General features: G+C 74.8%; 21 protein-coding genes and 1 pseudogene. 9 read left to right on the forward strand and 13 right to left on the reverse strand.

Annotation, left to right across the window (positions count from 1 at the left end; genetic code table 11):
• Positions 1 to 935 (forward strand): alpha/beta hydrolase (locus AB0D66_RS31915; RefSeq protein ID WP_362310694.1); only part of this gene is annotated, 935 nt, incomplete at its 5' end.
• Entirely contained in the window at positions 925 to 1,674 is a 750-nt protein-coding gene (locus AB0D66_RS31920; RefSeq protein WP_362310695.1) for a phosphatase PAP2 family protein, read from the forward strand. The genes AB0D66_RS31915 and AB0D66_RS31920, both read left to right, overlap by 11 nt.
• 238 nt (positions 1,675 to 1,912) lie before the next feature.
• Here AB0D66_RS31920 and AB0D66_RS31925 read toward each other — a convergent pair whose 3' ends face one another.
• The 4 genes from AB0D66_RS31925 to AB0D66_RS31940 all read right to left on the reverse strand — a co-directional run bounded on the left by AB0D66_RS31925 (position 1,913) and on the right by AB0D66_RS31940 (position 6,188).
• Positions 1,913 to 2,710 (reverse strand): hypothetical protein, encoded by a 798-nt coding sequence (locus AB0D66_RS31925; RefSeq protein ID WP_362310696.1) that lies wholly within the window; start codon positions 2,708 to 2,710, stop codon positions 1,913 to 1,915.
• Positions 2,711 to 2,787: 77 nt separating this feature from the next.
• The gene (locus tag AB0D66_RS31930; RefSeq protein ID WP_362310697.1) at positions 2,788 to 3,795 is read right to left on the reverse strand and encodes a LacI family DNA-binding transcriptional regulator; all 1,008 of its coding nucleotides are present in this window, start codon (positions 3,793 to 3,795) and stop codon (positions 2,788 to 2,790) included.
• A gap of 43 nt (positions 3,796 to 3,838) precedes the next feature.
• Positions 3,839 to 5,365 (reverse strand): carboxylesterase family protein, encoded by a 1,527-nt coding sequence (locus AB0D66_RS31935; RefSeq protein WP_362310698.1) that lies wholly within the window; start codon positions 5,363 to 5,365, stop codon positions 3,839 to 3,841.
• A 130-nt stretch (positions 5,366 to 5,495) separates the two neighbouring features.
• Positions 5,496 to 6,188: a phosphatase PAP2 family protein gene (locus AB0D66_RS31940; RefSeq protein WP_362310699.1), complete on the reverse strand. Its 693-nt coding sequence runs from the start codon at positions 6,186 to 6,188 to the stop codon at positions 5,496 to 5,498.
• Positions 6,189 to 6,879: 691 nt separating this feature from the next.
• On the opposite strand from AB0D66_RS31940, the gene AB0D66_RS31945 reads away from it, so the two are divergent.
• The 3 genes from AB0D66_RS31945 to AB0D66_RS31955 all read left to right on the forward strand — a co-directional run bounded on the left by AB0D66_RS31945 (position 6,880) and on the right by AB0D66_RS31955 (position 10,768).
• Positions 6,880 to 8,142, forward strand: a complete 1,263-nt coding sequence (locus AB0D66_RS31945) for an MFS transporter (protein WP_362310700.1) — start codon at positions 6,880 to 6,882, stop codon at positions 8,140 to 8,142.
• A 116-nt stretch (positions 8,143 to 8,258) separates the two neighbouring features.
• Positions 8,259 to 9,179, forward strand: a complete 921-nt coding sequence (gene surE, locus AB0D66_RS31950) for a 5'/3'-nucleotidase SurE (RefSeq protein ID WP_362310701.1) — start codon at positions 8,259 to 8,261, stop codon at positions 9,177 to 9,179.
• Positions 9,176 to 10,768, forward strand: coding sequence for a carboxylesterase family protein (locus tag AB0D66_RS31955; RefSeq protein WP_362310702.1), 1,593 nt, complete (start codon positions 9,176 to 9,178; stop codon positions 10,766 to 10,768). The genes surE and AB0D66_RS31955 overlap by 4 nt, the downstream gene beginning before the upstream one ends.
• On the opposite strand, the pseudogene AB0D66_RS31960 reads toward AB0D66_RS31955, so the two are convergent.
• Positions 10,769 to 11,843, reverse strand: a pseudogene (locus tag AB0D66_RS31960) (DUF2330 domain-containing protein). It abuts the gene before it with no gap.
• Positions 11,844 to 11,991: 148 nt separating this feature from the next.
• On the opposite strand from AB0D66_RS31960, the gene AB0D66_RS31965 reads away from it, so the two are divergent.
• A complete protein-coding gene (locus AB0D66_RS31965) occupies positions 11,992 to 12,351 on the forward strand; it encodes a hypothetical protein (RefSeq protein WP_362310703.1) in 360 nt (119 codons plus the stop codon).
• Positions 12,352 to 12,646: 295 nt separating this feature from the next.
• On the opposite strand, the gene AB0D66_RS31970 is transcribed toward AB0D66_RS31965, so the two are convergent.
• The 6 genes from AB0D66_RS31970 to AB0D66_RS31995 form a co-directional block, all read right to left on the reverse strand.
• On the reverse strand, positions 12,647 to 14,587 hold the full coding sequence (locus tag AB0D66_RS31970) for a serine/threonine-protein kinase (protein ID WP_362310704.1): 1,941 nt from the start codon (positions 14,585 to 14,587) through the stop codon (positions 12,647 to 12,649).
• Between the two features lie 67 nt (positions 14,588 to 14,654).
• Positions 14,655 to 15,326: an HAD family phosphatase gene (locus tag AB0D66_RS31975; protein WP_362310705.1), complete on the reverse strand. Its 672-nt coding sequence runs from the start codon at positions 15,324 to 15,326 to the stop codon at positions 14,655 to 14,657.
• Positions 15,323 to 16,462: an ABC transporter ATP-binding protein gene (locus AB0D66_RS31980; RefSeq protein ID WP_362310706.1), complete on the reverse strand. Its 1,140-nt coding sequence runs from the start codon at positions 16,460 to 16,462 to the stop codon at positions 15,323 to 15,325. Before AB0D66_RS31980 ends, AB0D66_RS31975 begins: the two co-directional genes overlap by 4 nt.
• Before the next feature lie 5 nt (positions 16,463 to 16,467).
• Complete coding sequence (locus AB0D66_RS31985; RefSeq protein WP_362310707.1) at positions 16,468 to 17,400, reverse strand: ABC transporter permease subunit; 933 nt, start codon at positions 17,398 to 17,400, stop codon at positions 16,468 to 16,470.
• Positions 17,388 to 18,272, reverse strand: coding sequence for an ABC transporter permease subunit (locus tag AB0D66_RS31990; RefSeq protein ID WP_362310708.1), 885 nt, complete (start codon positions 18,270 to 18,272; stop codon positions 17,388 to 17,390). The genes AB0D66_RS31985 and AB0D66_RS31990 overlap by 13 nt, the downstream gene beginning before the upstream one ends.
• Complete coding sequence (locus AB0D66_RS31995; RefSeq protein WP_362310714.1) at positions 18,272 to 19,399, reverse strand: extracellular solute-binding protein; 1,128 nt, start codon at positions 19,397 to 19,399, stop codon at positions 18,272 to 18,274. Before AB0D66_RS31995 ends, AB0D66_RS31990 begins: the two co-directional genes overlap by 1 nt.
• Positions 19,400 to 19,642: 243 nt before the next feature.
• Between AB0D66_RS31995 and AB0D66_RS32000 the strand changes: the two genes are divergently transcribed.
• Entirely contained in the window at positions 19,643 to 20,389 is a 747-nt protein-coding gene (locus tag AB0D66_RS32000) for a GntR family transcriptional regulator (RefSeq protein WP_362310709.1), read from the forward strand.
• A gap of 16 nt (positions 20,390 to 20,405) precedes the next feature.
• Here AB0D66_RS32000 and AB0D66_RS32005 read toward each other — a convergent pair whose 3' ends face one another.
• Positions 20,406 to 20,639 carry a hypothetical protein gene (locus tag AB0D66_RS32005; RefSeq protein ID WP_362310710.1) on the reverse strand — a complete coding sequence of 78 codons (234 nt, stop codon included), beginning with the start codon at positions 20,637 to 20,639 and terminating at the stop codon, positions 20,406 to 20,408.
• Between the two features lie 71 nt (positions 20,640 to 20,710).
• Here AB0D66_RS32005 and AB0D66_RS32010 point away from each other — a divergent pair, with 71 nt between their 5' ends.
• Positions 20,711 to 21,619, forward strand: a complete 909-nt coding sequence (locus tag AB0D66_RS32010) for a LysR substrate-binding domain-containing protein (RefSeq protein WP_362310711.1) — start codon at positions 20,711 to 20,713, stop codon at positions 21,617 to 21,619.
• Between the two features lie 70 nt (positions 21,620 to 21,689).
• Here AB0D66_RS32010 and AB0D66_RS32015 read toward each other — a convergent pair whose 3' ends face one another.
• A complete protein-coding gene (locus AB0D66_RS32015) occupies positions 21,690 to 22,292 on the reverse strand; it encodes a response regulator transcription factor (RefSeq protein WP_362310712.1) in 603 nt (200 codons plus the stop codon).
• Positions 22,293 to 22,310: 18 nt separating this feature from the next.
• On the opposite strand from AB0D66_RS32015, the gene AB0D66_RS32020 reads away from it, so the two are divergent.
• On the forward strand, positions 22,311 to 22,697 hold the full coding sequence (locus tag AB0D66_RS32020; RefSeq protein ID WP_362310713.1) for an ABC transporter permease: 387 nt from the start codon (positions 22,311 to 22,313) through the stop codon (positions 22,695 to 22,697).
• The last annotated feature ends 156 nt before the right edge of the window (positions 22,698 to 22,853 follow it).

Genomic DNA, 22,853 nt, shown 5'->3' on the forward strand with positions numbered 1-22,853 from the left:
TGACCTGGCCGCCCCCGCCGTTCCGGCCCCCGGTGCCGGCCGTGACCGGCCCGGACGGCGTGCGCCGCTTCGACGGGATCACGTACGCGACCACGCCCGGCTACCGCCCCCGGCTGCTCGACGTGCAGGTGCCCGCAGGCGAAGGCCCCTTCCCGGCCGTCGTCTGGATCCACGGCGGCGGCTGGCTGGACGGCGACCGCCGCTACCCGCCGCCGACCGTGCCCGCCGAACTGCTGCACGGCGCGGTCCTCGCGGCCGGGCTCGCACTGGTCTCCGTCGACTACCGGCACAGCCTCGAAGCACCGTTCCCGGCCCAGCTGCACGACGTGAAGGCCGCGATCCGCTACGTCCGCGCCCACGCGGACGTGCTCGGCATCGACCCCGGCCGGATCGGCGTCTGGGGCGAGTCGGCCGGCGGCCACCTGGCCGCGCTCGCCGGCCTCGTCGGCTCCGGCACCGCGGACGCCGCGGCGCTCGAGGGCACCGAGGGCGTCGGCTCCGGGGAGACCGGAGTGCTGGCCGTCGTCGACTGGTACGGCTGCTCCGACCTGGTCGCCCTGGCCGCGCACCCCATGCCGCCGATGCCGTCCGAGGTCGCGTTCCCCGACCCGTACGAGGCCCTGCTCGGCGCCCCGGTGGCCGAGGACCCGGGGCCGGCCCGGGTCGCCAGCCCGGTGACGTACGCCGGGGGCCCGCACCTGCCGCCGTTCCTGCTGGTGCACGGAACCCACGACGGCCTGGTCCCCTACAGCCAGAGCGAGGCGCTGGCCGAGGCCCTGGAGGGCGCCGGGGGCGAGGTGGCCCTGCGGCCCGTGGAGGGCGCGGACCACATCTTCCTCGGCTCCCCGGACGTTCCCGGGATCGTGGCCGAGAGCGTGGCCTTCCTCGCCCGCCACCTCGCTCCCGCCACCGCGAGACACGGCCGTGACCAGTAGTCCCGCCACCGCCGCCGCCGCCACCGCCGCCGCCGTCCGGCCCGAGGGCTCCGAAGGCTCGGCCGCCGGGGCTCCGCGTGAGCGCGGCCCCCTCCTCCTGGGCCTGCTGCTGCTGGGAGCCGCCGCGCTGGCGGCCCTCGTGGTCCGCACCGACGTCGCCGATCCGCCCTTCCAGGCCCTGGACGAGCGCTGGCTGGTCTGGATGGGCGGCCCGCACGAAGGGCTGTACGCGGCCGTCGCCTCGGTCCTGAACTGGTTCGGCGGCCCGTTCGGCGCGGTCGTACCGCTCGGTCTGCTGGCCCTGCTGCTCCTGCGGGGGCGCCGGGTGTCGGCCGGGTTCCTGCTGCTCGCCTTCCTCGGCGGCAACATGCTCGTCGTGCAGGGGCTCAAGCACCTGGTGGACCGGCCTCGGCCGGCGAACCCTCTGGTCCGCGTCGACCACGGCTCCTTCCCGTCCGGTCACGCCGCTACGGCGGCGCTCCTGGTGGTCGTGGCCGGGGCGCTGTTGGTCCCGGTCGCCCGGCGGCGGCTGTGGTGGGCCGCCGGGGCGGTCTTCACCCTGGCCATGATGTGGAGCCGCACCTGGCTGCACGCGCACTGGCTCAGCGACACCGTGGCCGGGGCCGCGGCCGGCGCCGGGGCGGGGCTGGTGGTGTGGTGGCTGCTGATGCCGGCGCTGGCCCGGGAGCGTGCCCGGCTCGGGGCGCGCCGGGGGCCCTCGGCAGATCCGGCCGGCTGATCACCGGGACGGTGGCCGGCGGGGCCGTCGGGACGCGGACGCACGCACCGCGCCCCGACGGCCCCGCGACGTCGGGCCCGCGGCGTCGGGCCTGCTCCATCGGGCCCGCTTCGTCGGGCCCGCGGCGTTGGATCGGGGGCGTCGGATCGGGGGCGTCGGACCTGCGGCGTCGGCCCCGCCGCAGCCGACCCGCGCATCGGGCCCGCGGCGTCAGGTCCACGGCGTCAGGTCCACGGCGTCAGGCCCGCGACTGGAGCGCCTTCGTCAGGAGTCCGCCGGCCACCATCAGGGCCACGCCGAGCCACCACACGTTGTCGTCGAAGACGAGGACGGCGATCCCGATCGGCACCAGCAGTCCGGCCAGCGGCAGCAGCAGCCCCGCCGGGCGGGGCGGTTCGGGTCCCTGCCCGGCCGCCTCCCGGGTGGCGCGGGCCCGGACGACCTCCGGGTACCAGCCCGTGAACCGCAGGGCCGCGACGATCGCCAGGATCTGGATGATCCAGCCGGTCCAGATGTTGTTCGGATTGTGCAGGACCAGGTCCCCGTAGGCGCCCGCGAGGGCGGCCACCACGAAGGCCAGCCCCCACACGGCCGTGATGACGTAGTTGGTGCGGATGAACGCGGGGGTGTGCCAGAGCGCCGGGTCGACCTGCTCGCGGGCGTACTGGAGGGTGAAGGGCATCCCCACGGCCATGGAGCCGAAGGCGATCACGGCGAGGGTCACGTTCGCGACCTCGCCCGCGTAGGTCTCCAGCCAGCGCAGCGTGCCCGCGCTCGCGGTGGCCCCGACCACGGCGAGCGCGGCGAAGAACACCACATCGGCCAGTTCCAGCAGCTTCCAGGTGCTCCCCCGGTTGACCACCCGGCTCAGCACGGTGAGGGTCACGGCCGTCGCCAGCGCGATGCCGACCGCGATCTCGAACCGCCCCGGTCCCACCAGCAGGGAGAAGACGATCCAGGGCGCCATTCCGACGACCGGGTTCTCCAGGAATCCGGACACCGTTCGGGTACCCGTGCCGTTCGCCTCGGTACGCACGCCTCCATCGTCCGTGCCCCGCGGTCGGCAGGCCATTCGAGGACGGCGCGGCCGGCCGCGGGGCGGCCCGGGCCGCGTCAGGAGGTCTGGCGGTGGACGAGGACCGCCTCGACCGGCGCCACCGGCGGGGCCGTACCCGTTTCGATCAGCTCGTGCACGGTGTCCGCGATCCGGGCGGCCGACGGCAGGTCCAGGCGCACCGTGGTGAGCGCCGGCTGCTGGAGTGCGGACAGGACCAGGTCGTCACAGCCGACGAGGGCGACGTCGTCCGGTACGGACACGCCCTCCGCCTGGAGCGCGTGCAGGAGCAGGGCCGCGTACTCGTCGTTGTAGGCGAAGACGGCGTCCAGGCCCAGGGTCCGCCACCGCCGGGCGAGCGCGGTCGCGGATTCACGGGTGTAGGCCAGCTCCAGGGGGGTGACCGTGGCCATGTGGCGGGCGGCGACCGACTCGGCGCCGGCCAGGCGCGGCTCGGCGAGCGTGCCCAGGCCGCGCTCCAGGGGCATGACGACGCCGATCCGGCTCCGGCCCCGGGAGATGAGGTGCCCGGCCGCGGTGGCGCCGATCCGGGCGTGGTCGAAGCCGACGGTGTGCACGCCCTCGACGGGGTGGGCGGCGAAGGCGAGCAGCCCCCGCACCCCGGCCCGGCGCAGCAGCTCGGCCGCCTGGCCGCCGAAGCGGTCGCCGTCCATGGCGACGACGGCCGCGGGGCGCATTTCGGCCCAGGCCCGGGCGGCGTCGAGGGGGTCGGCGAAGCGGCCGGCGTGGAGCACGGCCGTGTAGCCGTGCCGGTCGAGCTCGCTGTGCAGGTCGTCCACCCAGTCGCTGACGAGACGGCCGATCGCGGAGATCGACGCGGGCATCAGGACGAGGTTGCTGCGGCCGGCCCGCAGGGACCGGGCCGCGGCGTGCGGGACGTAGCCGAGCTGCCGGGCCGCGTCGCGCACCCGGGCGCGGGTGGTCTCGCTGACGCGGTGGCCGGGGGTGTCGTTCAGCACGAAGGAGACGGTGGCGCGTGACACCCCGGCGAGCCGGGCCACGTCGGCACTGGTGATGGATGCGGGGACGCTCGTCTGCTTGGCCATGACGTCCCTCGGAGCTCCTTCTGCCGGACTGTGCTGCCTCCTTTCAGGTTACACGAGTCATATGCAGGAGCCGGGAGCCGCCGGCCAGATCGTCGAGGGCGCCGCTGACCGAGTCGAAGCGCATCGTGGCGCGGGTTGCGGTGTCGTACGGGTCCCATCGCGGCAGGTCGCAGTGGTTGGGGTCGCCGGTGCGGACGAATGCGATCCAGGCCTGGTGCATGGCGTGGGCGAGGCCGTCGCGGACGGCGGGGGCGATCCCGGCCAGGAAGGGCGCGTGCGACCACTGGTCGAAGTTGTCGAAGACGAAGGGGAGTTCGAGGCAGTGTGCGGCACCGAGCCGGCCCTCGCAGGCGGGGGTGGGCAGGTCGAACTGGTAGGCCCAGACGGGTCGGCCGAGCTCGGCCCTGGCCTCGGCCAGCCGGACGGCGGGGACCCGGAAGAGCTCGTCCGTGATCAGGTCCATCAGCACGTCGTGCGGGCGGGCGCCGGGGCGGGTCCGCTCGTACGCCGCGTACACCGCGAGGGCGCGGGAGCCGCCGAAGGTCTCCGCGATGCGCTCGGTGACCTGCTCCCGCGTCGCGGCCGCGTACCCCTCGTCGAGCGCGAAGCCGAAGGCCGCCTCCTCCCGCGTCCAGCCGATCATGACCTCGATCCCGGCCGCCGCCCCGTGCAGCAGGGCCTCGGCGGGGTGCAGCGGCAGGGTGGCGCCGTCGATCACGGGCAGGAACGGGGTCGGCCAGTACCCCCATCGCGCGGTCCGGGCGAACAGCCCGAGGCCGGCTCCGATCAGCGCGGGCCAGGGCAGGGTGCGCAGTTCCGCCTCGTCCTTGGCCCCGGCGAGCTCGAGGTAGGCGGCGGTGCGCCGCAGAGCGGCGTCCGGGGAGGGGAGGTCCAGGCCGAGGGGCGGGCTCTGCAGGATCACCCGCTTGACCAGGCCCTGCGCCCGCGGATGCCCGGCGAGCGCGGCGGTGGAGAGCGCGCCGCCCGACTGTCCGGCGACGGTGACGCAGTCCGGATCGCCGCCGAAGGAGGCGATGTTCTCCCGGACCCAGCGCAGGGCGGCCAGCTGGTCGGTGAGCCAGTGATTGGCGTCCTCGCCGGGGCCGAGACAGAGGTAGCCCAGCGGTCCGATGCGGTAGTTGATGCTCACGACGACGAGGTCGCCGTCGCGTGCGAAGGTCGCGCCGGAGTATCCGGGCAGCGACCCGGAGCCGGACACGAAGCCGCCTCCGTGGATCCAGATCAGCACCGGCCGGCGGGCTCCGTCGGCGGCGGGGGTCCAGACGTTGAGGGTCAGGCAGTCCTCGTCGAAGGGGGGCTCACCGTGTCCGCCGAGCACCGGGTCGCCGCCCTCCTGGTAGGGCTGCGGCGCGCTCGGCCCGTCGGTGGCGGCGTCCCGGATTCCGCTCCAGCCGGCGTGCGGCCGGGCGGGCCTCCAGCGCAGGTCGCCGACCGGCGGTTCGGCGTACGGCACGCCGCGGAATACGAGGAGCCCGCCTTCGGCCGCGCCGCGCAGCCGCCCTGCGGGCAGGTCCACGACCAACTGGTCGCCGCCTGGGGAGTGAGCCATGAGCCGGTCCTTCCTGGCCGCGCGCCTGGTGCGCGCCGACACCACGAGACTATTGCGCAAAATTCTCGACCGTCAACATTTCGCAATATGGCGGCCTCGTCCAGGACCCCTGGCCCACGCGGCCCCGCCCTCACAGCCACAGGCTGTCCGAGGCCATGCGCTCCGCCTCCGTTCGCAGCAGCGGGGCGAAGAGGCGCCACAGCACCAGGCAGGTCCCGGCGCCGAGCAGGGCGCCCGCGACGGTGTCGCTGAGCCACTGGGCGTGCAGCCAGGTCCTGCTCCCCATCATCGCGAGGACGTACACGGCACCGACCGCCCGCCACCAGCGTCGCGCACGGGGCGGGAACACCACCAGTCCGGCCGCGACCACCAGGGTCACGGCGCTGAACACCTGGCCGGAGGGGTACGCGCCCTCGTTGACCAGGACCCACGGGTGCGGCGGGCGCGGCCGGTCGGCCAGCTCCTTGAGCGGCAGGACCACCACCACGGTGGCGGCGACGGACGAGGCGAGGACGAAGAGCGCCGAGCGCCAGCGCCCGTACACGCACAGGACGCCGATCAGCGCCAGCGGCAGGACCGTACCGATCGGGCCGCCGAGCCGGTCGAGGACGAGGGCGAAGCCGCCGTCCCCGCCGGCGGACGAGCTGTTCACGGAGGCCTCCCACCAGTCGTCGAGCCCCTGGAAGAAGGGCCGTTCGACCACGCGGAGCAGCAGGGCGGCGAGGAGGGACACGAGCAGGAGGGCGATCCCCCAGGGCAGCGCATGGCGGGGCGGCGCGGCCGGCAGGTGGTGCGGCGGCACGCGGGAGGGCGAGGGCGGCATGGCGGGGCCTTTCACGATCGTCCCGGAGAGCGGACACGGGAGGGCGGGCGGCGAACAGCGGGGCGCGCAGCGGGGCGGGCAGCGAACAGCAGGGCGGGCGGCGAACAGCGGGGCGCGCGGCGGAGGCGACAGCCGGGACGACCGGCCGGGCGCAGCGCACGGCGACGGGACGAGCGGCACGCGACGACCGGCACGCGACGAGCGGCCCCGGAGGCGTGCGGAGGCGGCCGCGGAGCGCCCTCACCGGAGACGGGCACACGACGGGCGGAAGACGAAAGGGAGACGAACGGCAGAAGAGAGACGAGCGAAACGACGAGCGGGGTGAACGAGCCGGACACGCACGCGGGAGGGCCGGGACCCTGGCCGGGTGGCGCGGATCGTCGCACCGCGGCACGGAGTATGGCCGAGACCCGGCCCCCGCACAAGCATGGTTACACGTCATGGCACCAAGGGATCTCCGGGCGGTCACGATCTGCACCGCCTCCCCGCACAACCCCTGGCGGCGGCTGGAAATGGGTGCTACACAGTGTCCAGCGCGCCAGGTGACACGTGTAACAACATCAGGTCGACCGCGCTTGTCCGCCGCATCTCCGGCGTCCCCGGCCGCTGCCGCGTGCCCCGCCACCCCTCCCCGCGCACGCGGCGCCCCGCTCGTCCGCCACCTCCCCGCTCCGTCCCCCGAGGAGTCGTCATGGCCCTGCCCGACGTCGTCGATCCCGTCCCCGCCGCCCCCGAACCACCCCGCCAGCGCGGGCTGTTGCCCCTGCTGCTGTTCGCGAACTCCGCCATGATGGCGGTCTACATGGGTGTGGGCTCGGTCCTGCTGCCCCTCCAGGTCGCCGCGATCGACCCCGTCAACAAGGTCGCGGTCCTGGGCCTGATCGGCGGAGTCAGCTCGATCTTCGCCACCGCGTTCAACCCGATCGCGGGCGCCCTCTCCGACCGCAGCGGTCGCCGCGGCCCCTGGATCCTGGGCGGCGCCCTCGCCTCGCTCGCCGCGCTGGCCTTCCTCGGCAGCGTGAGCACCGCGCTCCTGGTCGGCACCGCCTGGTGCCTGGCGCAGGCGACCATGAACGTCTTTCAGGCGGCGGTCACCGCGATCGTGCCCGACCGGATCCCGGCGGCCCGCCGCGGCACCGCGTCCGCACTGGTGGGACTGGGCCTGCCCATCGGCGGCACGGTCGGCGTCCTCATCGCCTCCCAGACCGCGGACCACCTGCGCACGGGCTACCTGGTCTTCGGCGCGCTCGTCGCCGTGGCGGCGCTGCTGCTCACCACCATCTGCCGGGACGTTCCGCGCACCGCGGCCGCGGCCGAGGCGGCAGCCGCCGCAGCGGCCCGCCCCAAGGGCGCCAAGCTCGCGGCCTTCCTCTCCTCGCTGTCCCACCACGACTTCCGGTGGGCGTTCATCGGCCGGGCCCTGATGGTCCTCGGCTACTTCTCGGTCGTCGGCTACCAGCTGTACATCCTCGACGACCACATCGCACTGCCCGCCGGCCTCTCCGCACCCGCCGCGATGGCCGTCCTCACCCCGGTGTCGATGGTCGCGATGGCCCTGTCGACCGTGCTCGGCGGCCTGCTGTCCGACCGGTGGGACCGCCGCAAGGTGTTCGTCGGCGTCTCGGCCGCCCTCGCCGGACTCGTCATGGCGGTGCCCGTGGTGAGCCCGACCTGGACCGGCATGCTCGTCTTCAGCGCGCTCAACGGCCTCGCCTTCGGCTGCTTCATGGCCGTCGACACCGCGCTGGTCACCCTGGTACTCCCCCGGGCCGAGGACGCCGCCCGCGACATGGGCGTCCTCAACATCGCCAATGCCGGGCCGCAGATCATCGCCCCCTTCGTCGCCTCGGCCATCGTCACCGGACTGGGCGGCTACACCCCGCTCTTCCTGGCCGGCGGGGCCCTGTCGCTGATCGGCGCGCTCGCCATCCTCCCGATCCGCAGCGTGCGCTGACCCCGGGCCCCCGCCCGGACCGCCATCCGGGCCCCGCACTCCGGGACTCCACGTCTCCGGACCCCGATCCATCCGCGCCTCCGCCCCACCACCCACCCCTCCGAAGGAGCATCCCCGTGACTCGCAAGCGCGTTCTGCCGCTGGCCGCCCTGCTGCTGTGCACCCCGGCCCTGGCCGGTACCGCTCCCGCGGCCGCCGCCCCGCGGACCGCCGTCCCGGCAAGCGAGCGCACCACCCCGCTGCGGATCCTGCTCACCAATGACGACGGGTACGACGCGCCCGGCATCCGGAAGGCCTTCGAGCGGCTGACCGCGGCCGGTCACGACGTCACGATCGTGGCCCCGCTCACCAACCAGAGCGGAACCGGCACCAAGATGTCCAGCGCCCCCACCGTCGTGGTGAAGCACCCCGAGCCCAAGGTGTGGGCGGTCGACGGCACGCCCGGCGACTCCGTCGCCTTCGGTCTCGCCGAGGTCTTCGCGGCCAAGGCCCCCGACCTCGTGGTCTCCGGCACCAACTTCGGGCCGAACGTCGCCGGGCTCGCCAGCCACTCCGGAACGGTCGGCGGCGCCGTCGCCGCGCTGGAGTCCGGCGTCCCGGCCATCGCCCTGAGCACCGGCGGCCTGACCGTGCCCGACCCGGTCACCACCGTCAACGCCATGGGCCCGACCCTCGACTTCACCGTCAAGCTGATCGACCGGCTGCGGGCGCGGGCCCGCTCCGGGCGGCTGCTGCCCGCCGGGGTCGGCCTCAACGTCAACCACCCGGTGGTCGGCCCGGACGGCAAGGGCACGGCCGCCGGTGTGGCCACGACCTTCCAGGATCCGCAGAACTTCCTCCAGCCGGACTACACCGACTCCGGTGACGGCACCTGGAAGGTGTCCGTGAAGGTGGCGCTGCGGCCGGCCGCCAAGGGCGGCGACCTCGAGGCGGTCGCCGCGGGCCGGATCGCCGTGAGCCCGATGAACGCCGACTGGAACGCGGGGCCGGCCGACCACGCCGTGACCGCCGCCCTGATCGCCGGCCTCCGCCCGTGAAACGCCGCACGGGACCCCTGCTCGGCGCCGTCCTCGCCCTGGGGCTGGCACTGATCGCCCCGGCGGCGCCGGCGGCGGCGCAGGGCGGCGGAGCACCGCACCCCGTGGTCACCCTCGCGCAGGGCGCCCTGCGCGGACAGGCCCGGGACGGGGCGCAGGAGTTCCTGGGCGTCCCCTACGCCGCTCCCCCGGTCGGGGACGCCCGTCTGCGGGCGCCGCGGCCGCCGGCACGCTGGTCCGGGGTGCGGGAGGCGGCCCGACAGGCGCCCGCCTGCCTGCAGTTCTCCCCGTTCGGGCTGCGCGATCCGGCGGCCGTCAGCGAGGACTGCCTGTACCTGGACGTGTACCGGCCCCGGTCGGCCCGCCCCGGAGCCCGGCTGCCGGTGATCGTCTGGATGCACGGGGGTGCGTACAGCCAGGGCACCGGTACCCAGTTCGGGGGGCGGACCATGGCGGAACTGACCCAGACGGTGGTGGTCAGCATCAACTACCGCCTGGGACAGCTCGGATATCTGGACCTCCCCGAGTTGAACGGGCCGCGCGAGGTGCGCTCCGGCTCCTTCGGGCTGATGGACCAGATCGCGGCGCTGCGGTGGACCCGGGAGAACATCGGCGCCTTCGGCGGGGATCCGCGGAGCGTCACCGTCTCCGGGCAGTCCGCGGGCAGCGGGTCCGTGTGCGCGCTGCTGGCGGCCCCCTCGGCCGCCGGCCTGTTCCACCGGGCGGTGCTGCAGAGCGGCCCGTGCACCTTGCTGCGCACGCCCGACCGGGCCCGGGCCGAGGCCCTGGCGCGGGAGTTCGCGGCGCAGGCCGGGTGCGGCGGTCCGGCCGGGGTGGCGGCGTGCCTGCGCGGCGCCCCGGGGGCGGCTCTGGTGCAGGCCGCCCGTACGCTGCCCACCCCCGGTCCGGCGTCGGGCGACGGGCTGCTGCCGGTCGATCCGGAGCGGGCCGTGCGCTCGGGCGCGTGGAACAGGGTGCCGGTCATGATCGGCAGCACCCGTTCCGAGGGGCGGTTCTTCGTCGCGCTGTCGCAGCCGGGCCTGACCCGGGAGCAGTTCACGGCACAGGTCCTCGCGGGGTACGGGGCCGCGGGGCCCGAAGTGCTGGCGCGCTATCCGGTCGAGGCGCACGGCTCGCCGTACCTGGCGCTGTCGGCCGTCCTGACGGACTCGGCCTTCGCCTGCCACACCGCGTGGACGGCGGAGCTGTTCGCCGGTCAAGTTCCGACGTATGCCTACGAGTTCGACGATCCGCGGTCGCCGACGCTGGCCGGGGCCCAGGTACCGGGCCTGGACCAGTCGAACGGGCACAGCGCCGAACTTGCCTACCTGCACGACTTCACCATGGGTGAGCGGGAGCTGACCCCGGTGCAGGTGGCGCTGGCGACCCGGATGAAGCGCTACTGGGGTGCCTTCGCGCGCTCGGGTGCGCCCGTCGTGCCGGGTCAGGCGCCGTGGCCGGCGGCCGTGCCCGGCTCCGGGGTCGCCCCGGTGCTCACCCTGGGCCCGGTGCGGACGGGTCCGGGCTCGTCGTTCGGGGCGGACCACCAGTGCGCGTTCTGGCGGACCCAGCCGGACCGGCCGATCTGATCACGCGGCCGCGGGGCGGCGTCGGCGCCGCAGGACCACCAGGGCCGACGCCGCCGCGACGAGGGCGGCGGACACCGTCAGGAGCCAGACCGGGACGCCGTCCCCCACCGTGAGCAGTTCGTCCCGGTAGACGACGCGGCGGTACGGGGTGTCGCGGGAGGCGGCGCGCAGTTGGTGGTCGGCGTCGATGCGGCCCGGTTCCGGGAAGCGCTGGTCGATGGCGGTGAGGAACACCGGCTCGCCGCCGGTGAGTTCGGCGAGCGGCCCGCCCTTCGGGGTGATCTTCCCGGCGAAGGTCACCTCGGGGGCGGACCCGCCGATCGTCGAGCTCGGCTCCATGCGGTGCTCGGCCAGTACGTAGAGACCGAGGGACTGGGGGGTCCTGGCCATCCGGGAGAGCCGCATCGGGTAGACCAGCACCGGGCTCTCGAAGCGGATCCTCAGCGGGTCCAGGTCCCCCCCGCAGCGGCCTGCCCTGCTGCCGGGGGGCCAGCCGTACCGCCACGTACTCCCACTTCTGGTCGACGTACGGCTTGACCTCGGCGGCGAGCCGGTCGGGAAGCTCGAACCCGTTGGCCTCCAGCCAGTCCTTCAGGGCGTCCGGGTCGGTGGCGGTCAGGCGGGCGACGTCGAAGTCGCCGAGCTGCTCGCGGCCGACGACCCCGACGCCCGGGTCGGCGCTGCCGGGCGGTGGCGCGCCTGCGGTGTCCCCGCCCCCGGAGGAGAAGGGCCAGTCGCCGTCGCGCGGCCAGAAATAGCTCCGGGTCCGGCGTTCGGGCCGGGTCAGCCGGGAAAGCTCGCCGAAGACCTGCCCGTCGCCCAGTTCCACCGTGGCCCGGCCCGGTACGGGCATGATCCAGGCGGCCCGGTGCGCGTCCCCGCCGACGGTGAACCGCATGACGATCTGCTCCGTACGGCCGTCCCAGCGCACGACGGAGGTCTCCCGGTCGACGCCGATCCGGGACTGCCGGTCGGCGACCATCGCCCCGCAGCCGCACGCGTAGGCGGGGTTGACCAGGGCGCCCACCTGGGTCGCGAGCAGGGCGATCAGCAGGGCGGCGATTCTTCTTCTCATCCACACGGGGTCTCAGACGACGGCCCGGGAGATCCGGTTCCGCGCAACGGCCGAGGTCGTCCGGCCACATCGGCGCCATCCCGCGGCCATCCGGCGCTGCCGGCATGCCGTCCGGAAAGCTGTCCGTACAACTCTGAGGGGAGCACCGGTGCCCGCGACGCGAACCCCCCATCCGCCCGCCTGCCGGCTGCGCGACACCTGTCCGTGCGCCGACTGCCGCGATCCGCGCACCGGCCAGAAGCTCTTCCAGATCACCGACCTGCCCGCGGACCTGGCCGTCGGCGCGGTACGGGACGGCGTACCGGCGGCGGACCGCAACCCCGGCCGGGCGGTGCGGTGGGAGCCCGACGGCCTCCGGTCCGTCCACCCGCGGGCCTGGCCGGCCGCCCACGCGCCCGGCGCCGGCGACGGCCGGACCGAGGCGGACCAGGAGCTGTGGGCCGCGGCAGACCCGCGCGGGCGCCTCCCCGAGGCGGCTGGGACGCGTACCCTGCTGGTCAGGGCCTGAGCCTGCGTCCCGGCGCACCGGCCGCCGAACTGTGGTCGGTGAAGGCCACCGCCCCCGGCAGGTACCGGTCCTGGGGCCACGGCCGCCCGGCCGCTCCCCCAGCGAGCGCGGCCGGCGCCCGGCGGACTTTTACCCCGCGAGACCCCGTGGCGACGGGCCGGTTCGTCCTCCGCGGGGAGCCGGGCGCCCCGATCCGTACTCGCCCGCCGCGATGGCGGTCCGCAGGTCCGCGGCGACCTGGGGGTAGAGCGGGGTCCGGGGCGGTGGCGCCTGGTTCACCGGAGCGGGCCGCGGCTCAGCTGCCCGCGCCGGAGCGGACGGCGTTGCGCCAGACCGTCACGTCCAGCGTCATGTACTTGCTGGGCGAGTTCTCCGGGGCGAAGCCCTGCACCGTCACGAGGGCCAGGTGCCCGGTGCCGGTGGTGACGCAGATCTGCCGGCCCTTCGAGAGCTTGGCCAGGGAGATGTTCTTGGTGAAGCGGGTCTCGGCGCGGCAGACGGCGAGGGTTCCCTCCTGTCCGGGATCGAGCAGCACCAGGTTCCCCTCCGAGGTCTCGGCGTCGAGGTAGCCGCCGGTGTCGTAGGAGAGTTCGTAGCCGCTGTCCTCACCGACCTGGGGCCGGATGTCCTCGTCCCCGAGGGTCAGGTGGTAGCCCGCGGTGAGGTTGATGCCCTTGTGGTCGGTGGGCCTGGGGTCGGACGGGGTGCTCGGCTTGGCACCCGGCTGGGCCGAGCCCGTCTGGCCTCCCCCGGCCTGGTCCGCCCCCTTGCCCTTGTCCTGCGACGTGGAGCCGCTGCCCTGCGCCTGCTCCGCGCTGCCCTTGTCCTTGTCCTTGAGCAGGGCGTAGGCCGTGGCGCTGCCCGCCACGGCGAAGACCAGCACGGCGGCCAGCGCGATGAGCGCGCCCTTCTTGCCCGCCCTCGCGGGGGGCTGGTGGGGCTGATGGGGCTGCGGCATGAACCCGCCGGGGTACGACTGGTGCGACTGCTGTGGCTGTGGCGGGAACTGCGTCGGGGCGTAGGCGTGCGCGGGGGCCTGCGGCGGCGCGGTGGGGCGGGGGGCCGGTGCGGGCGTGGGGTACGACTGCGGGGGCTGGTGGTGCTGCTGGTGCTGCGTCGGCTGGTGCTGCGTCGGCTGCTGGTGCGTCGGCTGCTGCTGGTGCGTCGGCTGCTGGTGGTGCGGTGCCGGCTGCTGCTGGTGCGGCGCCGGGCCGAAGCCCGGGGGCGGGGTGGCCGGGGCCGCCGGGGCGGTGGGCGCGTACGCCGGCACGGCCGGGGCGGCCGCCGGGGGCGGCGGGGTCTGCACCGGAGCGGGGGCCGCGGCGCGCACGGTGATGTCGGCGGCGACCGGCGCGGGGAGCCAGTCCTCGGGACGGCGCAGCACGGTCTCGGCGTTGGCGGCCTGGCAGAGCGCGATGATCTCGGACAGGGACGGCCTGGCCTCGGGGTCCTTGGCGAGGCATCGGGTGACCAGTTCGGTCAGCCGCTCCGGGACCCCGCTGAGGTCGGGCTCCTCGTGGACGATGCGGTAGAGCACGCCGTGCGAGGTCCCCTCGCCGAACGCCGGGGTTCCGGTGGCGGCGTACGCGGCGACCTGGCCGAGCGCGAAGACGTCGGTGGCCGGGGTCACCCGGCGTCCCGCTGCCTGCTCCGGGGCCATGAACGACGGGGTGCCGATGGTCACCCCGCTGCCGGTCAGGGAGGTCGCGTCGGCGGCGTAGGCGATGCCGAAGTCGATGACGCGGGGCCCGTCCGCGGCGAGCAGCACGTTGGACGGCTTCAGGTCGCGGTGGACGATGCCCGCCCCGTGGATGACGTGCAGGGCCTCGGACATTCCGGCGATCAGCAGCAGCACCGCCTCCACCGGCAGGGCCCCGTGCGCCACCACCGCGTCGGCGAGCGACGGCCCCGGCACGTAGGCGGTGGCCAGCCAGGGCTGGGCGCTGTCGGTGTCGGCGTCGATGACCGGGGCGGTGAACAGCCCCTGCACCCGCTGCGCGGACTGCACCTCCTGGGTGAACCGGCGGCGGAACTCGGCGTCCTCGCCGAACTCGGGCCGGATCACCTTGATCGCCACCGGCCGGCCGCCCGGGGTGTAGGAGAGGTAGACCTTGCCCATGCCGCCGGCGCCCAGCTTGGCGGCCAGCCGGTACCCGGCGATGGTGGTGGGGTCGTCTCCGGCCAGCGGCTGGAAGACCTGAGGGGAACCGTCCCTGCCCGGCTGCTGACCACTCATCAACTCATGTCTCCCACGCAGTTCTCACCCGACCACCGGCACCCTACCCAACCGGGCGGGCCGGGCCTCACACGGGCGGCCCCGCCCGGTTCCGCAGCAGCGCGGGGGTGACCTCTTCCAGGGAGCGCGCGAAGGTCCGCCGCGGGGACGGCGGAACGGGCAGCAGCGAGGGGACCACGAGGACCGCGCATCCGGCGGCCTCCGCCGAGGCGGCGCCGTCGGGCGAGTCCTCCACCGCCACGCAGGCTCCCGGTGCGAGGCCGAGGCGCACGGCGGCCGCCCGGTAGGGGTCCGGATGCGGCTTGGTCCGCCCGGTGTCGTCGGCGGACACGGTGAAGGCGAAGGGGACATGGGCCAGCGAGCCGCCGACCACCGAGTCCACGACCAGCCGCGGCGAGGCGCTGACCAGCGCGAAGGGAACGCCTTCGGCCTCGAGGGCGGTGAGCAGCCGCTGGGCTCCGGGCCGCATCGGCGCCCCCGCCTCGACCCGGCGGAAGAACCGCTCGGTGAGCAGGGCCGCGATCCCGGCCGGGTCTCCCCCGCCCGCGGCCCGGACGAGGTGCGCCGCGGTGTCCTCGACGGCGCGGCCGACCACCTCCGGCGCGTCCGCTTCCGTGAGCCGGTGGCCGAGGCCGCCGGCGACCTCCTCGGTGGCCTCCCACCACAGCACCTCGGTGTCGACGAGGGTCCCGTCCATGTCGAACAGGACCGCGCCGAGGCCGCCCGGGCGCCCGCTCATGCGGTCCTGGCCACGACGAGCACGGGACGCTCGGCCAGTCCTACGGCGGCCCGGGCGCCCGGCACCAGGGCTCCGGCGTCCCGGGAGGGCAGGTCGGCCTTGACCGGTATCCCGCCGGGAAGTTCCAGGTGGAGGCGGGTCACCGAGCCGAAGAAGGAGGCGGAGACCACGACGGCCCCACCCTCGGCGTCGGCGGTCGCGGTCACGTTCTCGGGGCGTACCAGGACCTCCACCTCGGGGGTGGAGGGGACGGGGCCGTCCACCGGCAGCCGGGCGCCCGCCACCGCCACCAGGCCGGAGTCGGTGAGCTGCCCGGGCAGCCGGTTCATGGTGCCGACGAACTCGGCGACGAACGGCGTCGCGGGCCGTTCGTACAACTCGGCCGGGGCGGCGCACTGTTCCAGCCTGCCGGCCTTCAGGACGGCGACCCGGTCGGCCATCGACAGCGCCTCCTCCTGGTCGTGCGTGACGAACACGGTGGTGATGCCCATCGAGAGCTGGAGCCGGCGGATCTCCTCGCGCAGGTTGGCCCGTACCTTGGCGTCCAGCGCGGACAGCGGCTCGTCGAGCAGCAGCACGCGCGGGCGCAGGGCGAGGGCCCGGGCCAGGGCCACGCGCTGCTGCTGCCCGCCGGACATCTGGTGCGGGTAGCGGTCGCCGTGGTCGGGCAGGCCCACCAGGTCGAGGAGTTCGGCGGCCCGCTCGCGGCGCTGCGCCGCTCCGGCCTTGCGCACGCGCAGGCCGAAGGCCACGTTGTCACGGGCGTTGAGGTGGGGGAAGAGGCTGTACGACTGGAAGACCATGCCCGCTTCGCGGCGGTTGGCCGGGACCCGGGTGATGTCCGCTCCGTCGACGAGGACCTCGCCGGAGTCCGGCTGCTCGAATCCGGCGACGACGCGCAGGGCGGTGGTCTTCCCGCAGCCCGACGGGCCCAGCAGGGCCAGGAGTTCGCCGGGCTCGACGGTCAGGTCGAGGCCGTCGAGGGCGATGGTGGAGCCGAACGCCCTGCGCAGGCCGCGGAATTCGACGCGCGCGCCCGCGGGCTGCGCGGAGTCGGCCGTCGGCTGCGCGGAGCGGGCCGTCTGCTTCCCGGCGGCGGCCGCGTCGGCGGGGAGGGGGGTGGGCGTGGTGGACATCGGGGTCAGGACTCCTTGCGGGAGGTGGTGGCGGGTGCGGCCGCGGCGGTGGCCGGGGCGGTCCCGGCCCGGGAGAGGGCGAGCAGCAGCAGCCAGGTGATGAGGAGGCTGAGGACGGAGACGGCCACGGACATCCGGGCCTGGGCTCCGGAGATCGAGACGATCCACACCGCGAAGGGCTGGAAGCCGAGGAGGGAGGCGATGGTGAACTCGCCGAGCACCAGGGCCAGCGTGAGGAAGGCGGCGCCGGCGATCGAGGCCCGCAGGTTCGGCAGCAGCACCCGCAGGACCACCTGCGGCCAGCCCGCGCCGCAGCTGCGGGCCGCCTCGACCAGGGTCGGCACGTCCACGGCGCGCAGTCCCGCGTCGAGCGAGCGGTAGACGAAGGGCAGGGCCAGCACGGTGTAGGCGAGGACCAGGACGAGGGGGAACCTCTCGTCCTGCACGGCGAGGAAGGTCTGGTAGAGCGGGGTCCGCGACAGGTGCTCCGGTCCCCAGCGCAGCACGGTGGTGATGCCGGTGACCAGGGCGATGGGCGGCACCACCAGCGGCAGCATGCACATGATCTCGACGACGGGGCGCAGCCGCGGCGAGCCGATGCGTACGGCGAGCAGCGCGGGCACGGCGAGCAGCAGCGACAGCGCGATGGTGGCGGCGGCCAGCCCGAGGGAGAGCAGCAGGCTCTCGGTGAACCCGTCGGCGGAGAGCAGCTCGGTGTACGCCTCGAAGCCGATGCCCTGGCCGGGGACGTGCACGGTGAAGACGAAGGAGGCGAGGAGCGGGACGAGGAAGTAGGCGCCCGCCAGGGCGAGTACGGCTCCGCGCCAGATGCCGGTCCGGCGGCGGGCGCCGGAGCGGGGGCGGGTGACGGCCGGGCGCGGCGCGGAAGTGCGTGCCGGGGCCGCGGTGTCCGGGGCGGTGGGGGTCATCGCAGCCATCGGGCGCTCCGTCGCTGGAGGGGCAGGTAGACCGCCATGACCAGGCCGGCGATCAGGATCATGTCGAGGCCCAGGGCGAGCGCCACGTTCTCCTGGCCGGTCAGCACGTTGCCGGACAGCGCGTCGGCGATCTTGAGGGTGACCAGCGGGACGGATCCGCCGACGAGGGCGGCGGCCGTGGCGTGCGCGGCGAAGGCGGTGCCGAAGAGCAGGACGAAGCCGCCGAGCAGGGAGGGGGCGAGGACCGGCAAGCCGACGTGGCGCCAGAACTGCCCGCCGCTCGCCCCGCTGTTCTGGGCGGCCTCGCGCCACTGCGGGCGCAGGCCCTCCAGCGCCGGGGCGATCACCAGCACCATCAGCGGGATGAGGAAGTACAGGTAGACCACGGTGAGTCCGGTGAAGGAGTACAGGCTCCAGCCGAGGCCCGTGAGCCCGGCGAGCTGGGTGACCACTCCGGAGATCCCGACGGTGGCGATGAACGCGAACGCGAGCGGGACGCCGCCGAAGTTGGCGAGCACGCCGGAGGCGGTGAGCGCCGCACTGCGCAGGGCGGTGGAGCGCGAGGTGACCACGGCCTGTGCGATGAGGACGCCGAGGACTCCGCCGATCAGCGCGGTGAGGGCGGAGAGCTGGACGCTGCCGATGAGCGAGCCGAGGTAGGGGCCCTGGAGGGAGCGCGCGAGGTGCTCGCCGGTCAGCCGGGTGGCGCCGTCCGCCGGGTCGGTGCGGGTGACCGCGCCGAAGGCGATGGCGCCGAGCGGCAGGCCGAAGCAGAGGCCGGTGAAGGCCAGCAGCGGGAGGGCGGCGAGCCAGGTGCGGGGGCCGCGCCGCCGGCGGCCGGTGCCGGCGGCGCGGGAGAGGGTGGTCGGCATCAGGAGAGGGCCTTGTCCCACTTCTCGGCGAGGGTGGCCTTGGCCTTGTCGAGCTCCTCGGAGGCCGGGAAGGCCGGGGTGCCCTGGACCTGCGGGAGCCCCGCGACGCCGTCCTTGTCGGCGGTGCCGTCCTGGGCCATGACGGGCAGCAGGACCGGGCGGGCGTACCCCTTCAGCCACAGGTTCTGGCCTTCGGCGCTGTAGAGGAACTCCATCCACAGGCGGGCGGCGGCCGGGTTCGGGGCCTCCTTGTTGATGGCCTGCGAGTAGAACTGGGCGTAGACGCCGTCGGTGGGGACGGCGACCTTCCAGTCGACGCCCTTGCCCTTGAACTGCTCGGCGTAGCCGGCGTTCAGGTAGTCCCAGTCGATGGAGATGGGCGTCTCGCCCTTCTCGACGGTGGCCGGGGTGGACTCGACCGGGATGAAGTTGCCGCTCTTCTTCAGCCGGCCGAAGAAGTCGATGCCGGGCTGGATGTCGGCGAAGGAGCCCTGGTTGGCGAGGGCGGCCGCGTAGACGCCGCCGAAGGCGGAGCCGGACTTGGTGGGGTTGCCGTTGAGGGCGACCTTGCCCTTGTACTCCGGCTTGAGCAGGTCGGCGAAGGTCTGCGGGCAGGTGGGGATCCTCGCGGCGTCGCAGCCGATGGAGACGTAGCCGCCGTAGTCGTTGTACCAGCGGCCGTCGGCGTCCTTCTGGCCGGCCGGGATCTTGTCCCAGGCGGTGACCTTGTACGGGGCGAAGAGGTTCTCCGCGGCGCCGCTGCGGGCGAAGGCGATGCCGAGGTCCAGGACGTCGGGGGCGCGCTTTTGGCCCTTGCGGGACTTGACGGCGGCGATCTCGTCGGCGCTGGAGGCGTCCGGGTTCTCGCTGTTCACCTTGATCTTGTACTTGGCCTCGAAGGCCTTGATGATCTCGCCGTAGTTCGCCCAGTCCGGCGGCAGCGCGATCACGTTGAGCTCGCCCTCCTTCTGCGCGGCGGCGGCGAGCGCCTCCATGGAGCCGAAGTCGGCGACCGAGGCGGCGGCGCCCGGCTGCACCTTGCCCTGCGCGTCGCCGGCGGCGGCGGGCTTGGGCTCGGGTGCGGCGCCGCACGCGCTGAGCGTGGTCAGGACGGCGGCGCTGAGCAGTACGGCCGCACCGCGACGGGCGGAGGAACTGAGCACGGTCTCTCCCGGAGACTAAGGGGGGCATCACTTGTCTGGACAAGTTGGCTCCAGTTCGCCCGGGCCCGCTGTACGCACGGTGAACGCCGGCTGTCCCCCGGAGCACGGCTCGACGAAGAGACGAGAAGGTCGGCGGCAAACCGTGCGGCAGCTGCTGGAATGATCATGAGGAGCGCGGGCGGCACACACGATCAGGGGGCGAAGGGCATGGGCACGGTCCGGCATGTGGAGATCGCCGAGGCGCTGCGCGCGGCGATCGTCTCGGGCGAGCTCCCGGTGGGCGCGCGGCTGCCCTCGGAGAGCGATCTGGCGGCACGCTGGTCCGCCTCGCGCGGGACGGTCCGGCAGGCGGTCGCCACGCTCGCCGCGGAGGGGCTGATCGGCTCCCGGCAGGGCGCGCGGCGGATCGTACTGCGCCAGGAGCGACGGCACAGCTTCGGCGAGCTGAACAGCTTCGCCCAGTGGGCCGAGGGGGTGGGGCACCGGGCGGACAGCCGCTTCCTGTCCCGGATCCGCAGAACCGCCACGCCCGAGGAGGCCGAGCGGCTCGCACTGGACCCGGGTACCGAGATCCTGGCCGTGCTGCGGCTGCGGCTGCTCGACGGGGAGCCCACCATGGTGGAGCGGACCGCGTACGCGGACTGGGTGGCGGCGGCCGTCGAGGCGCTGCCCGCGGACTGCCGCTCCGTCATGGACAGCCTGGCCCAGGACTCCGGGATCGTCGCCCACCACGGCGAGCACCTCATCGACGCCCTCGCCGCGGGCAGCGAGGACGCCCGGCTGCTGGAGATCCGGCGCGGCAGCCCGCTGCTGCGCCAGCGGCACGTCTCCGCGACCGCCGCGGGCCGCCCGATCGAGTGGTCCGACGACCGCTACCGGGCGGGCAGCGTCACCTTCGGTGTGAACAACTCGGCGGTGGCAACCCCGTTGGAGCGGCGGACGGGCGAGGGCTGAGCCCCCGCAACCGACGCTACCCTTCGGCCGCTTCGGCCGCTTCGGTGATCGCCCCCGGCAGCCGCTCGGCGAGCCGCCGGCGACCAGCTCGCACAGGCCGGTCGCGTCCAGCGCCCCGAGGGAGGCCGCGTTCACCGGCCCGGCGAAGCTCTGCCCGGCCGCCGCCGAGGACGTGGGCGGTCCGTACCGAGACGAACGGGAAGGCGGGCTCGCGCAGGAAGCAGACCTGGTCGACGACGGTGTCGATCATGCGCGCGACTCTGCCGCTATAGGGTCCCCAGCGGAACCGATGATCCGCTGAACCGGTATGAAGGACTACTGATGATCGATGTGCAGCGGCTGCGCGTCCTGCGGGCCGTCGCGGAGCACGGCAGCTTCAACAGGGCCGCCGGCGCCCTGCTGCTGACCCCGTCGGCCGTGTCCCAGCACATCGCCGCCCTGGAGCGCAGCCTCGGGCACCCGGTGGCCGTGCGCAGCACCCGCGGGGTCACCCTGACGGAGCCCGGGCGGCTGCTGGTGGAGGCGGCGGAGGCGATCTCCGCCGAACTGGACCAGGTCCGCCACGCGATCGACCGGCTCACCGCACCCCGGCCGCGCCTGACCGTGGCCACCTTCACCAGCGGCGGCCGCCATCTGCTGCCCGCCGCGCTCGCCCGGTTCGTCGCCGCGCACCCCGAGGTGGAGCTGACGGTGCTGGAGAGCGAGCCGGAGGCTGCCGCGCCGATGGTGCGCGGCGGGACGGCCGACCTGGCGCTCGCCTATCACTTCGACGGGCCGCCGCCCGTCCGGCCGGGGGAGCGCCCCGCCCTCGACTGGGTCCCGCTGATGGAGGACCCGCTCCGGCTGGTCGTACCGCGCGGACACCGGCTCGCCGGCCGGGCCTCGGTGGGCCTGGCCGAACTGTCCGCCGAACGCTGGGTGATCGGCTGCCTCAAGACCGAGGCGTTCCTGCGCCGCTACGCCGAACTCGCCGGATTCGAGCTGCGGGTGGGCGCGTCGACCACCGACTACTTCTTCGCGCAGAGCCTGGTCGCGGCGGGCGTGGGCATCTCCCTGATCCCCACCGTCTCACTGGCCCCGTCCGCCGGGGCGAGGGTGGTCCAGCTCGAACCCCCGCGTCCCACCCGCCACATCGGCCTCCTGCTCCCCCACCGCCGCCGCCCCCACCCCTACGCCCAGTCCCTGACCGAAGCCCTGACCGCCACCGCACACGAGCAGGTCCGCCCGTGATCGCCGTCCGAGGGCGACGCGGGCCGCGGCGGGAATCCGGCGCCGCCGCTTCCCGTGAGGGCGGGGCGGGTCACGGCGAGCCGGGGGTGACCAGGCCCGTCTCGTAGGCGAGGACCACCGCCTGGGCGCGGTCGCGCAGGGACAGCTTCGCGAAGATGCGGGCGACGTGGGTCTTCACCGTGGCTTCGCTGAGCGTCAGTTCGGCCGCCAGTTCGGCGTTGGAGCGGCCGTGGCCCAACAGGGTCAGCACCTCGCGCTCGCGCGGGGTCAGCGCCTCCAGCTCCCGGGGCGCGGCCGCCGGCCGGGACGCCGCGGGGGCGCAGCGCTCCACCAGGCGGCGGGTGATCGACGGGGCGAGCAGCGCGTCGCCGGTGCCGACCAGGCGGACTGCGGCGGCGAGGTGTTCGGGGGTCACGTCCTTGAGCAGGAAGCCGCTGGCACCGGCGGCGAGGGCGGCGTAGACGTAGCTGTCCAGGTCGAAGGTGGTCAGCATGATCACCCGGCAGCCGGGGACCTCGGCGAGGATGCGCCGGGCCGCTTCCAGGCCGTCCATGGTCGGCATACGGATGTCGAGCAGGGCGACGTCGGGGCGCAGCCGGCGGGCGGCGGCCACCGCTTCGGCCCCGTCGGCGGCCACGCCGGCCACGTCGATCCCGCGGGCGGTCAGGATCATCCGGAAGCCGGTGCGGACGTGTTCACGGTGCTGCTGACCCTCGTCGCCTCACTCGGCGTCTTCAACACGGTCCTGCTGAACACCCGCGAGCGCCGCCGGGACCTGGGCATGCTGAAGTCCATCGGGATGACGCCCCGCCAGGTGGTGGTGATGACGGTGACCTCGGTGGCCGGGCTCGGCGTGGCCGGCGGGCTGCTCGGGATACCGCTCGGGATGCTGGCCCACCGGCTGGTCGTGGACAACGTCGGGGTGGTCGAGTTCCCCGAGTCCATGAAGGACGTGTGGCAGGCGCCGCAGCTGGCCGCGATGCTGCTGGCGGGTGTGGCCATCGCCGTCCTCGGGGCCCTGCTCCCGGCCCGGTCGGCGGCCCGGATGACGATCGCCTCGGTGCTGCACACCGAGTAGCGGTCACACACCGAGTAGCGGTCACCGAGCGGCCCGCCGGCCCCGTCCGCCGCCCCGCCCGCCGCCCCGGGCCCTGCCTCCGGTGCCGCCCTCGGCCCCGCCCTCGGCCCCGCCTTCGGCCGTCAGCGTGTGCAGGAGCCGCTCGGCGGTCTCGGC

The sequence above is a fragment of the Streptomyces sp. NPDC048270 genome (assembly GCF_040652335.1).
In the GTDB taxonomy this organism is placed as follows: Bacteria; Actinomycetota; Actinomycetes; order Streptomycetales; family Streptomycetaceae; genus Streptomyces.

Excerpts from the sequence above, each read along its gene's own strand:
- AB0D66_RS31940 (WP_362310699.1), bottom strand. The coding sequence starts at position 6,188 with ATGCCGCCCTCGCCCTCCCGCGTGCCGCCGCACCACCTGCCGGCCGCG.
- AB0D66_RS31980 (WP_362310706.1), bottom strand. The coding sequence starts at position 16,462 with ATGTCCACCACGCCCACCCCCCTCCCCGCCGACGCGGCCGCCGCCGGG.
- AB0D66_RS31930 (WP_362310697.1), bottom strand. The coding sequence starts at position 3,795 with ATGGCCAAGCAGACGAGCGTCCCCGCATCCATCACCAGTGCCGACGTG.
- AB0D66_RS31990 (WP_362310708.1), bottom strand. The coding sequence starts at position 18,272 with ATGCCGACCACCCTCTCCCGCGCCGCCGGCACCGGCCGCCGGCGGCGC.
- AB0D66_RS31985 (WP_362310707.1), bottom strand. The coding sequence starts at position 17,400 with ATGGCTGCGATGACCCCCACCGCCCCGGACACCGCGGCCCCGGCACGC.
- AB0D66_RS32000 (WP_362310709.1), top strand. The coding sequence starts at position 19,643 with ATGGGCACGGTCCGGCATGTGGAGATCGCCGAGGCGCTGCGCGCGGCG.
- AB0D66_RS32005 (WP_362310710.1), bottom strand. The coding sequence starts at position 20,639 with ATGATCGACACCGTCGTCGACCAGGTCTGCTTCCTGCGCGAGCCCGCC.
- AB0D66_RS31945 (WP_362310700.1), top strand. The coding sequence starts at position 6,880 with ATGGCCCTGCCCGACGTCGTCGATCCCGTCCCCGCCGCCCCCGAACCA.
- AB0D66_RS32010 (WP_362310711.1), top strand. The coding sequence starts at position 20,711 with ATGATCGATGTGCAGCGGCTGCGCGTCCTGCGGGCCGTCGCGGAGCAC.
- AB0D66_RS31975 (WP_362310705.1), bottom strand. The coding sequence starts at position 15,326 with ATGAGCGGGCGCCCGGGCGGCCTCGGCGCGGTCCTGTTCGACATGGAC.
- AB0D66_RS31970 (WP_362310704.1), bottom strand. The coding sequence starts at position 14,587 with ATGAGTGGTCAGCAGCCGGGCAGGGACGGTTCCCCTCAGGTCTTCCAG.
- AB0D66_RS32015 (WP_362310712.1), bottom strand. The coding sequence starts at position 22,292 with ATGATCCTGACCGCCCGCGGGATCGACGTGGCCGGCGTGGCCGCCGAC.
- AB0D66_RS31935 (WP_362310698.1), bottom strand. The coding sequence starts at position 5,365 with ATGGCTCACTCCCCAGGCGGCGACCAGTTGGTCGTGGACCTGCCCGCA.